This window comes from Acidiphilium sp. PM (assembly GCF_000219295.1).
Taxonomy (GTDB): domain Bacteria; phylum Pseudomonadota; class Alphaproteobacteria; order Acetobacterales; family Acetobacteraceae; genus Acidiphilium; species Acidiphilium multivorum.
In genome coordinates, this window is sequence record NZ_AFPR01000010.1 from 1 (window position 1) to 12050 (window position 12050).

Consider the following 12050-nt stretch of genomic DNA (forward strand, 5'->3'; position numbering starts at 1 on the left):
TTCCATCGGAACGGCCCTTTCATGATGGTCAATTGAGCGACCTCATCTTGGCACATCCGATGCCGTGGGCCGTTCCGTCCCAACACTTATCAGTGGAAATCAACACTCAACCAGTCAGCGTTCTCACTTTGGCCGCTTATGCTACAGCGCGGAACGTTTCGTTACTTCGGACCAGGACGAGCGCACGGCTTGCCGTCTCCGGCTATGGATGACGCCAGATGTCGCGCCGGCCGCGCATGGGTAGCGGGATGGATGACGATTTTGTCCCTTTCCCGGATGCGGCACCACACTCGGCCGGCTTCGCCTCACCACTCGGTCGGGCCGAGAGCCTATGGTAGCCCATTGCGCGGACTACCCGGCTCAGTGTCTGGCGCGAGACCAAGACACGGAACTCCTCCCAAAGCCACTGGCGGAGGTCGCACAGCCGCCACTGCACGACGCCATGGACCGCAGGGTTCGGGCCATGGTCAATCTGTGTGGCCAGCGCCTGGCGATGCACATCGGTCAGCCGCGGCGTCGGTCCTGACGCCTTGCGGTCGCGCAACCCATCCGGCCCCTCGGCGTTGAACCGGATCACCCAGTCCCTCACAATCTGCCGTGTGACGTGGCCCAGCCGCGCCGCCTCCGAGCGCGTACAGCCGTCGTAGATCGCTGCAAGAGCCAACAGCCGACGGGCCTGAGCCACCTCCTGGCTGCGCCGCGCCAGGCGACGAAGGGTAGCAGCGTCAAAATCAGTACGAAGGGATATCGGACGCGGCAAGGTGAACCTCCCAAGGAATACTGGCTTGAATCACATCGTTCCACGTCGCGGAAGTACTATCGTGAGTCACTCCCAAAGGATTTATAATTATTTTTGAATTCTAGGCAAAATAAGCGCCTGAATGATTGTTTGTGCATCTGGCAGCGAGTTAACTGAAAGTTTTTCCCGGGTCTGGAATAATTTGATGGCTACCTGCGTTTCTGTTCCGTAATTTCCATCAGCCGGACCATTAAGGAATTTATGTTTCTTCAGAAATTTCTGGAGATCTTTCAGTGTATTTTTTCGGATTTTTACATATTTTCCATCAAAAACAACAGTCAAAAGTGGTGATGATTTGATCAGCTTGATGGAAGAAAGCGAGTTTATAATTGCGTTTGTTACAGCCTCTACATTATCTTTATTGTTTTTTGCACAAACATTCAAGACAAGGTTGGTAACTGCAACGGGTGACTGTATCGCCATAATGTCAAAGGTATTGTGATCGACGCGGTTGAGAGCCGTGATGTATCCCATCAGCCAGCTCGATAATTCCGCGCGCACAGCGGCGTGGCCATGCTGAATGGCCCCAACGGTCTCTGCGCATGACGTCGCTCCGATACCATTCACCGCGAAATTGCCCTTGGCGTCTGCTGCCTGGGCAGCGTGCGAAGCCAGCCAGCCGCAGGCAAGCGCGATCGTAGTGGCCTTAACGAGACAAGAAGAACGCCAATTCATCGATTAACTCCAAGACCTTACGAGTAAAAAAGAGGGGAAGCAAATGCTTCCCCTCCGAGAGAGCTCTGGGACAATTAGTGAGCAACAACCGTGTTGATCGCACTATTGCCTGTTGCGCGGGCAATGATGCTGTTGTTGCCAACATTCACGGTGCTGCCGATCGCACCAGGCGCGGTGGTGGTTGCGCCAAATGCGTTATAGGAGGCGGTAGCAGTCACGTTACCCGTATTGGACTGTGCATTCTGCAATGCATTGGTGGCATTGCCGCTGTTCAGCCCGGAAAGGGTCAGCGTGTTTTGTGCAGAGTTACCGAAGGCGTTCACGTTGACGGCATTACCCGTCATGGTCACGCTGGTGTTCTGGACTTGCGCCGTACCGCTAGCAGCCCCGTTCAGAGCCACGCTGAACTGGCTGGTAGGCGCAGTGGCACCGAATGCAGCACTGGTTGCACTGACGGACCCGCTATTGGTCTGCGAGTTCAGCGCCACGTACTGCGCCGTCACAGGAGTTGTGCCCCCAGCCGAAGCGCCGGCTGCCTGTGTACCAAAGTTGGCCGTCGGCAGAGCGTTCAGAGCATTCACGGCGGAGTTGCCTGCGGCCTGCACATTCAGTGCATTGTTGGTCACCGCAATCGACGATCCGGACGCCGCAGCGGTAGTGGCAGAGCTGCCGGTCAGGCTGAACTGGACGTTCGAGGTGCCTGCCGCAGCAACCGAGTCGCTGTTCGTCTGGTTGTTGAGGATGGCTGCAGGTGCGTTCACCGTCGAGCCGCCCAGATTGAGCGTGTTCGATGCGGTATTGGCGATAGCGCTAGCCGTCGTCGTGTTGCCATTCAGGACGGCAGTGCTGCTCTGCAGACCGGAGCTACCGGCTGTGTCGTTGTTGTAGACATTGCTATTGGCCTGGGCGGTCACACCATTGGTCGCACCGGACGATGTCTGCGTATTATTCAAGGCATACGCCGCATTCACAGTCTGGAGATTGGTCGTGATCGATGCCGCAGCAGTGGTGGCATTGTCGAGGGTCGTCGCGCTTGCCGTCAGCGTGTTGTTGGCGCTGTTGGCATTTGCCGTAGCAGTGGTCGTGTTACCGTTCAGTGCCAGGCTGGAGTTGCTGCCAATGGCGCCCGGCGCACTGATGGTCTGACCAACCGACGACGATGTCGTGCTGCTGGTGGCCACCGTACCCGCGGTTGCAGTCACGTCACCGGTTGCATTCTGGCTGGAGATCAATGCGCCCGAAGCCGCATAAGTACCCTGTGAATTCTGCGAGATCGTGCCATTCACCGTCAGCGCGGTCGTCGCGGTATTCGCCTGTGCCGTAGCGTTCAGCGCATTGTTGGACACGCTGAGGGTCGACCCGGAAATCGTCGGCGAGGTCGCGGAGCTGGTAATCTGCGCTCCACCGTATGCGCTGGCCGTTGTGGCCGAGGCATTGCTCTGCGCGTTCACCGCCGACAGGTCGGCCGTGGCGGTTTGAGAGGTGGTAGACGCAACGGTTGCGCTGCTCTTGGTTCCCGCAAGGGCGCCACCATTCACGGTATCCGCCGTCACCGCGACCGTGGTGTTGCCGACGTTACCCTGTGCGACCGCACCGTAGTTGTTGCCTGTCACCGACAGGGTGCTGTTGGTCAGATTGCCACCTGTCTGAATATTCGCAAATGGCGTCGTGTTGAGGGCCGGAACAGTAATGGTTCCTGCAGTTGATACTGTATTCGCCCCAGTATTAATAGTAAATGTTGTTCCCGTCGGGAATGAGAACGTAGACGCAGACGTTCCTGAAGTCAGCGTCACGGTGCTACCCGAATAGCTGACAGTACCGGTGCCAGACGCCGAAATTACAGAGGCCAATTGCGCCGCCGTAAGGCCGGTTCCCGTACTGCTAAACGTGAGCGTCTGGCCAGCGGGAACAGTAAGAGTGTTGGCTGTAGGTGTAATCGAGGTGCCGGTGTATGTCCCACTGATAGGCGCAGTAGACGTAACGGCAGGCGAACCGGCATTGCCGATAGTCGCCGACGTACCACCGCCACTAGTGATATTCTGGACATTCAGCCCACCAACAGAGCTGGTGAGAACCGCAACCGGTGTAGCGGCGGTGCCGACCACCAGATTGTTCGACGCGCTGTTGGTTGTCGCCGCGGCATTGAAGTTGTTGCCCTGAGCCTGCAGGGTCGCGCTCGAAACCGCACCCGTGCCACCGAGGCTGAGGTACGCGCCAGTCTTCGACTGGGTTGCCGAGACGGTTGCAGAGGCCGTCTGCGTGTTGACCACGCTGAAGCCTGTGTTCACCGACGCCGTGGTTCCGTTATACGAAACAGGTGCAGTGGTCGGCGCCGCGGCGGTCTGACTTGCATCGACCAGGTTTGTGCCGGTGACCGTCAGATTATTGGCCGAGGCGAGGTTGCCTGTGGCCTGGGCAAGCGAGGCGTTACCATTCACGCTCAGGGTCGATCCGTTGACCGTGCCCGCTCCTGCGGCGGTCGTGAGATCAAACAGACCATTGGTCGCGGAGGCACCGGTGACGGTGCTGGTCACCGTACCGCTCAGCGACGAGGTATTGGCAACCGTCGCCACGGGCAGGAAGGCTGCCGCCGGTGTTGCGCCAGCGGTCGGCTGCGCCAGATCGGTCACCGACACGTTTGCAACGTTGCTGGTCTGGTTGCCATAGCCCGCTGCCACGAACTGATTATTCGTGTTGCTGACCGTCGAATTGCTAACATTGCCCGAACCAAGGGTGATGCTCAGCGGGGTCGTCGTCGATGCGCCGGCCGAGACATTCGCCGTTTCGGCCTGGCTATTGAACAATGCCAGCGCGGCATCCGCGCTATTGGTGCCAGACGCTAGGGAAACGGCCGTCGCAGGGGCCGTCGGCGCATAGATGTTGAGACCGGTCGAGGTGGCATTCAGCGTGTTGGAGTTGGCGTTGCCATATGCCAGAGACCGCAGAACATTCCCGTTCGTCCCGCCAAGTGTGATCGAGGAGTTCTGGATTGCATTATTCGCCGTGGTGTTGGCGGCAATTTCGACAGTCGGGTTTGACAGCGTCGACGTTGCGCCACTGGCGTCAGTCTGAACGCTCGCAAGGCCGGCGGATCCAGCCAGCTGGTCTGCATTCACGGTCAGTGCGTTCGCCGCATTATTGCTCTGTGCGATCGCCTGGGCCGTGTAGGTTCCAGCAGCGCCCGACAGGGACAGCGTATCGCCGCTCAGCGTCGTGCCATTGGCCGTCAGGGTAACCGCGTTGTTCTGATTGGTCGCCGTGACTGCAGAGGTGCTGGAATTCTGGTTGTTCCCGACAGACAGACCGGCCGCCGAAGTCAGCGTTGACCCATCATATGTGAGGCCGGCCAGCGCGGCGGCGCCGCCATTCGGGTAAGCATTCACGTTGGTGCCACTGACTGTCAGTGCATTTCCTGCACCGCCGGTCGCGCTCGTGGCGTTGTTGCCAATTGCCGTTGCACTCGTTCCGTTACCCGTGAGCGCCAGCGTCGAATTGGTCACCGTTGCCGTCGACGATGCAGTCGACGTGCCGTCGGTGCCAGCAGTCAGCGAGATCGTGTTGCCGGAGTTTTTCGAATTCACAGCCGATCCGGTCGCGGTCTGCAGGCTGTTGATCCCCAGCAGGCCGTCGATCGTGGCGGCATTGCTGCCCGAGCTCGGAACCGTGACGGTATTGGAAACACTGTTGTTCGTTGCCGTCGCGTTGATGCTGTTGGAGGTTCCGCTGACCGTCGATCCGCTGACGTTCTGCGCAACCGTCTCAATGGTATTGCTCGTCACCGAAGTCTGGCCGGCAACTGAATTCACCTGGGACTGCAGGCTAGCGATACCGAAATCCGCCTGCAGCGTGTTTGTCGGTCCAGCCGCAGCAACGGAGGTGTTGGTCTGCGTGGTCGTTGCCCCAGCCAGGTTCATGGTACCGGCGAGTTCAGCAACGTTTGTCGCGGTGTTTCCGGTTGCGCTTCCCGTAATGGCATTGCCGGACTGAGTCAGGCTCCCATTGGACAGCGTGATCGGATTGTTGGTTGTAGCGCCAGACGCAACCGTCGCACTGATAGTATTGCTCGACGCCTCACTCAAGGGAGTGACTGTTGTCGGCGCCGCGGTCTGGCTGTTGGTCTGCAGATTGCTGACCAATGCGCTGCCGTCTAGGCTCGGGGCGGAGCCCGACGCAACGGACAGGGTGCTCGTTGCTGTATTGCCCACATACGCAGCCGATACCGTATTATTGGTCTGCACCACGGTAAGGGACGGAGTCTGCGCAGTTGCTCCTGCAGATGAGTTTACTGCGAGGTTGACAGTGTTGCCGGTCGTCGAGGCACCACTTGTCGTGGCAATCGAATTATTGGCCTGCGCATTGCTCAGGGCAATATTCGCAGATGCATCGAGGGCATTGGTCGCCGGGGTGCCGAGATTTAGAGTAGAGCTACCTGCCGCACCCTGTCCAACATATGTCACGGGAACGGCGCCGCTCACCGTGGTATTGCTGGCGTTTCCTGTGGCCGACGAGGAGATCGCGTTTGCGCTCTGCGTGAGGCTGGAGCCGCTTACGACATCGGTAGAAACGTTTTGCAGCGTATTGCTGGATACCGTTGCATTTACGGCAACATAATTGGTCCCCGTCCCCGGACTAGCTTGCGTGGTCGCGTTATTGGCCTCCTGGGCCAGGACCGACAACCCATTCCCCGTCGTCCCCGCAGTCGTGCCGCCGATCGTAGCCAAATCAACTGTATTGGCCAGCGTGTTTCCGGTGGCAACGGCACTAATCGTGTTGGCGGTGGTGGTTGAGGAATTAGAAACAGTACCGGTGCCACCTGTACCCGTAAAGGTCTGCCCTGCGGTCAGGTTGGTTGCGTTTGCCGTAATTGCCAGGTTCGACGTTGCGGTCGAAGACGGCGTATTTTGCGCCTGGAAATAGTTAGCAACATTGCCGGTTGCCGCCCCCTGACCTGCGACGACACCACTCGTCGTCACTGTAGTCCCAACGGTGGTCGTGGCAGTCTGCGCCAAGACTTCACCGCCATACACGACACCGAGCAATAATACGCTTGCAGCCGTCGTTCCATAAAGGCGCCTTCTTAGCTTTGCATTTTTCAAAGCTTACTCCTGTTCCAAAAAAAATACGTTTGCGTGAGATTCATTTATGACAGTATTTTCATCCAATCCAAAAAAAACCAACCTCAGGTTTTTTTTGTATAAAAATTTGTGTTATTTAATCGTAACCACTGCGACCTTTTGTGTACCTGATCCATCCTGATAAATGGCACTATCTGTATCGGATGGCGCCCATTGGACGGTGATCACCGGCGCTGTCATGCCGTGCGCCGCAAGCCCTGATTGCAACGCGGCAATCCTTGCCTTCACCAGAGCATAGCGCTTAGAGGGCGACCAATTCTCATTAGCTGGCGCGACCAACTCGACGCTTACAGGATTTTTTGCCGCCATCTGAGCGATCCGGGTCAACAAGCCACCATCCCCGGCGGGGATCGCCGCCGAGCCGAAATCGAAGCTCAACTTCATGGGCGATCCGGCACTACCTGGAAGTGGCTTGGCAATCGGTTGCTGTACGCCCGGTGGGACAGGCGGCTGGATGAGCTTTACATGGTTGGGCGTCTTGCGAAGCTGGCTGGCGGTCTTCTCTGAGATTGCATCGCGGACTTTCTGCAGACAGGGAAGCGGACTCAGATGTTCGGCCGCCGCCACCAGATCAAGCGTGCCTTGTTCCAAGGTAGTTCGAACACCCAGTTCCAAAGGCTCCTGATTTTTTGCGCCAATATTGACATCCCACAGATTGCTGCCGAAGAACCTGAATATCCCGGCGCTCACCTGATAGCCGACGATCTGCTTCTCCAGGCTGACGGTTTTGACGATCTGCGTTGTCTGGGTATCGACCAGCTCGAGATCGATCGCGACATTCTCGGTAAAGGTGGTAGCCGAGGGGCCGGACAGGTTCTGCATGACCTGCACCCCGCCGCTTTGAATATTGTAATTCAGCTCGGTAATGCCCCCGATGATATAATACTGGGACCGGAGGATCGTTCCACCATAATACGGCATCCAAGGCACGGCGTGCGGGCCCGGCTGCAATACGTGCAGGCGGCCGTCCCCCAGCTCGCGCTGGTTGGTATAGCCAAGCTCCATCTGGGTGATGTGCGGATCGACCCGTTCGACCTGCATGATGGCGTTGCCGAGATGACCCAGGGCTGTTTCAACCATGAGCGAGCCACCCTGCGTGATGGCATTGCCTTCGTTGATGTTGTAGCGGCCGGTATAGTCTTTGACGTCTCCGACGGCGAAGGTCAGGCGCGGCTTATGGTCACGGACGATTTCGTCAGCAAGACAAGCGAAAGCAGGATCGATCGGGGTCAGATTGTATCTGACCTTTGGCCCCAGCACGATCGGTGCTTCACCAGGCTCGACGCGCTGCATGCCGATTGACGCGCAACCGGCCAGCACCTGACTGGCGAGCACCAGCAATGCCGTGCTGCGCAGCATGTAGCTGCGCGGTGAACGCCGGATGGCCTGGCGAGGTTGGGGCATCAGATCCATGACCCGACGCTGCAGGGGGAAAAGGCGGTGAGGAATTATCTGGGTCATGGCTAGTTCAACGATCCAGTTCCAACAGAACATGCGGTACTGTTACTGACCGACGCACTCTGCGTCCCGCCATTGGTTTGGGTATTGTTGAGTGCCTGAGAATACGTTCCGCTGATTGACGTGCTCGTCGAACCGTTCAGAACGGTCCCTACAGCACCGCTATTCGTTTGCCCCGTCGTGGTCAGCGGCGTTCCTGCCGTTGATGCCGACAGAGATGACTGAGTTGAACTAGAATTGCCTATCGCACTCGGCGCGGCCCCGAGCGTACTCGGGGAGCCGGCAGTCGCGGAGGTCGTGCCCGAATTTCCGTAGGTTGTCGGCGCAACGTTACAGTTTGTTTGCTTGGCAATGTTTGTTGTACTGTATGAATTATTGACCGGCGCATGATACATGCCTGCCTGCTTTTGGAGAATGATGCTTTCCACCGCGCCAAGATTAGCAAGATCGGCTGGCGTTGGGAGTTGATACGGCGAATCGGTACCAAAGCCGTTCGCATACGCAGAACTCGTGAGTCCGACGATGACAGCAGCCAATACAGCGATTTGGTGCCGCATTTTCTTCAACATCAGTGATATCCCAATTTTCACTAACACCGCATAACGTATTTCAGAATATATTGCATGTTTTATCATTTATTATTTTGTGTTATTATATATAATAACTTATGACATAAATAAAAATAATCTCTATGAATTTCGTTGCTTGCCTATCCGGTTGTTACCCACACCCACTAAATGTAGGGTGTGTCCATTCCCCGGAATAAAGCTCGTCAAAGGTTGGTGCGGCTGCCCTACCCGCGATTCCGAGCAGCGAGCGGAACGCGTTGAAGGGATAGAGGCGCCGGTTGAACCGAAACGTGAATTCATTGAGGTAGGCTTGTAGATGTTTGGCGCTGACCCCGTGATGGATGCCGTTGATCCAGGTCTTCAGGTTGGTAAAGACCAAGTGGACGATCGGCAGGAATTCTTCTGCCACCTCCGGGTCGCCGCATTCGGCGATTGCATGGTGGTCGAACCCGCGCCTTCCGAGACCGGCATAGCCGCTCCAGTCGTCGGTAACGATCAGTGATCCGGGAGCAACGGCGTTTTCGACGAATCCGCAGAGCGAATTGGCGCTACGGTCGGGGACAACAGCGAGACGAACGCGTCCCGCGTAGCGACCGTCTTTCCGATTGTCGAGCTTGGTTCCCGGTTTCCGGTGGCGCACCTCCACGGCACAGGCGACGAGAACCTTGTGATGGACACCCCGTCCATCGCCTCGGGTTCGTCCTCCAACCCACGTTTCATCCACTTCGACGTGTTCTTGCGGCGTGTCGCCAATCTTGTCGCGCTCGGGGCGCACCATCCCGGCGCGCAGCTTATGAAGGATGCCGAAGGCGGTCTCGTAGCGCGACAGGCCGAGTTGCCGCTGAAATTGGACGGCCGACATTCCGGGCGTCTGGCTGGCGATCAAGTAAGCCGCCCAGAACCAAGTCGACAGCGGCGTGTGACTGCGTTCCATAACGGTCCCAGCCATCAGGCTTACGTCTTTGCGACAGGCCCGGCAGCGCAGAACGCCCGGGCGCGCCTCGAAACGGAACGGCTCGCCAACGACGCCGCACCTTGGGCAGGCGAACCCTCCATTCCAGCGGGCGCTTTCGAGATAGGCGGCACAGGCCGCGTCGTTCGGGAAAATACGCTGGAATTCCGGCAGAGACTGCGGGAACGGCAGGTCTTCACGGGCCAGGACATCCATGCCCAACACTAGATCTAGTAGGTATGGGAGTCAACCGGATAGGCAAGTTTCGTTGATTAAACAAGCCACATCCACGCGTGCTCACCTTAAATCAAAACTGCAACTGTAGTGCTAGGCTCAGGACTCACTATGGGAGCCAGAAGGTGACGGTTGCTATGAGACAGATGGCGGAGAAGAAAGTGTGGGCGCAGCGGTCGTAGCGGGTTGCGATACGGCGCCAGTCCGTGAGGCTGTCTGGGATTCGGCATGGAATAAGGACCCGGTTTTTGGGGTGATCGGCATCGAATCGGGACCCTGGGGACGCGGGGTCCACAATGGCTTCCATGGACGATATGGGGGCCGGTTCTGGGATGCTGGTGGTGGAGACGATTGCGAAGATTCGGCGGGCTTATTTTGGTCAGCGGAAGTCGTTCAGGTCGTTTTGCCGGGATTTGAAGGTTTCACGGAAGGTCGTCCGCAAGGTCACCCGGACGGGTGCGACCGAGTTCCAATACCAACGCACGACGCAGCCTTTGCCGAAGATCGGGCCGTGGCGGGCAGAGCTTGACGAGTTGCTGCTGTCGAACGAGCGCAAGCCGGCGCGTGATCGACTTACGCTGATCCGGCTGTTCGAGGAACTACGCGGTCGCGGTTACGACGGCGGCTACGATGCGGTGCGCCGCTACGCGCGCGCCTGGCAGGCGGAGCGCGGTGCGGCGACGGCGGAAGCGTTCGTGCCGGGTGAGGCGTACCAGTTTGACTGGAGCCATGAAGTCGTCGTCATCGGCGGTGTCACCACCGTCATCAAAGTCGCCCATGTGCGGCTCTACCACAGCCGGATGCTGTTTGTGCGCGCCTATCCCCGAGAAACCCAGGAGATGGTGTTTGACGCGCACGATCGTGCCTTCGCGTTCTTCAAGGGGGCCTGCACGCGCGGCATCTACGACGGCAGTGTCCTGAATTTCGTGTGTGAGTGGCATAGTGGGTAGAAAGGAAGACCCATAATATGGCACGACGGAGAGCGCCGGCGATCCCGGACGAATTGCTGGACCAGCTTCTGGCTGGGGGAGACGCGGCGGCAGCGCTGAATTCCGGGGATCTGGTGAACGCGCTGAAGAAGGCCCTGGCGGAGCGGGCCCTCAGCGCGGAGATGGATTACCATCTGAGTGACGAAGCGGAGGCGGAGAACAGCCGCAACGGCTATGGCCGCAAGTCGCCATCCCCCGAGATCACGCCGGCAAACCCGTCGCCCGACACGCTCGCCCACACAGCCCCCGATATCCCACGAATAACCGCTTTGGTTGCCCGCGACCGACGCGCCAACAGTCCCGTCAGAAACCCGCGTGAGAAATGTGGGTCAAGCCTCTACCTTTTATTGCGAAGATAGTTATCAACAGCAATATCTAATTCACGATAAAAATTATCTTTATCGCCAACAAATATATACCCTACTGAACTAAAACTTCTTATTGGATATTCCGTAAGGGAGAAATTTTTTAATTTCTTTCTTATACGAGATATGACGTTATCAACACTACGATCAACATTTGAGGTTGCTCGACCACGAACCATTTGGGCCAATTTTGCTCTTGAAACTACAATTCCTGCATTATCAACTAAAATTGATAGCATTTTATATTCATATGGCGTAAACGTTCTAAAAAATTTAGTATTATTATTAAAGGTTTCAACATAGCTAATTTGAATATCATTTTCTTTTTCAACGTCATTGATTTCTTTTTGAATAGTATATGTATGGGAATACATACCAATACTACTTTTTAGAATCGTCGTGATTATTTTATTTTTAATTTGCACTTCACTTGTTATATGACTCCAATATTCATCTGCACCAAATTTGAATATTGTAAGAGCTAGCACTTCATCAAAACCTTCTGATATAACAACAATTGGCGCTTTTGATTTACTTCTAATTTCAATAATATTTCTAACTAGATTAATATTATAATTTTTCATGCAGATCATAAATATATCTGGCGTTGTTTTACTTAATAACTTATTGACACTTTCAATATTATTTTCATATATAATATTGATGTTCGATTGGTCAATTTTTTTTAAGAGTTCAGAGATATTACTATCTTCTGATATCAGACAAATTACATTTTTTTTATTTTTTGGCTATATAGATCGTCATCTTTTATGCCCTGCACGTCATATAGCATATTAATTCTCCATCTAGCTTGCAGATATCCCCTCAAAATGAGGCGACTGATGAATAGATCACCCAATCCTGCATTTGGGGG

General features: G+C 56.0%; 7 protein-coding genes and 3 pseudogenes. 2 read left to right on the plus strand and 8 right to left on the minus strand.

The window, feature by feature from the left end; genetic code table 11:
* Positions 1-202: 202 nt before the first annotated feature.
* The 7 genes and pseudogenes from APM_RS00200 to APM_RS21225 form a co-directional block, all read right to left on the minus strand.
* Positions 203-685 (minus strand): helix-turn-helix domain-containing protein, encoded by a 483-nt coding sequence (locus APM_RS00200; protein ID WP_206740692.1) that lies wholly within the window; start codon positions 683-685, stop codon positions 203-205.
* A gap of 162 nt (positions 686-847) precedes the next feature.
* Complete coding sequence (locus tag APM_RS20030; RefSeq protein WP_083818632.1) at positions 848-1474, minus strand: peptidoglycan-binding protein; 627 nt, start codon at positions 1472-1474, stop codon at positions 848-850.
* 74 nt (positions 1475-1548) lie between these two features.
* Complete coding sequence (locus tag APM_RS21215) at positions 1549-6570, minus strand: S-layer family protein (protein WP_007421339.1); 5022 nt, start codon at positions 6568-6570, stop codon at positions 1549-1551.
* A gap of 111 nt (positions 6571-6681) precedes the next feature.
* Positions 6682-8022: a CsgG/HfaB family protein gene (locus APM_RS00235; protein WP_007421340.1), complete on the minus strand. Its 1341-nt coding sequence runs from the start codon at positions 8020-8022 to the stop codon at positions 6682-6684.
* A gap of 50 nt (positions 8023-8072) precedes the next feature.
* The gene (locus tag APM_RS21220) at positions 8073-8636 is read right to left on the minus strand and encodes a hypothetical protein (protein ID WP_138919121.1); all 564 of its coding nucleotides are present in this window, start codon (positions 8634-8636) and stop codon (positions 8073-8075) included.
* 151 nt (positions 8637-8787) lie between these two features.
* Positions 8788-9804, minus strand: coding sequence for an IS1595-like element ISAcr1 family transposase (locus APM_RS00240; protein WP_007421341.1), 1017 nt, complete (start codon positions 9802-9804; stop codon positions 8788-8790).
* A gap of 127 nt (positions 9805-9931) precedes the next feature.
* Positions 9932-10033: pseudogene (locus APM_RS21225) on the minus strand (IS5/IS1182 family transposase); the annotation flags it as partial.
* 121 nt (positions 10034-10154) lie between these two features.
* Here APM_RS21225 and APM_RS00245 point away from each other — a divergent pair.
* Positions 10155-10730: pseudogene (locus APM_RS00245) on the plus strand (DDE-type integrase/transposase/recombinase); the annotation flags it as partial.
* Positions 10731-10789: 59 nt separating this feature from the next.
* A pseudogene (locus tag APM_RS00250) lies at positions 10790-10999 on the plus strand (IS256 family transposase); the annotation flags it as partial.
* Positions 11000-11148: 149 nt separating this feature from the next.
* On the opposite strand, the gene APM_RS20040 reads toward APM_RS00250, so the two are convergent.
* Positions 11149-11760, minus strand: coding sequence for a winged helix-turn-helix domain-containing protein (locus APM_RS20040; protein ID WP_007421344.1), 612 nt, complete (start codon positions 11758-11760; stop codon positions 11149-11151).
* Between the last annotated feature and the right edge of the window lie 290 nt (positions 11761-12050).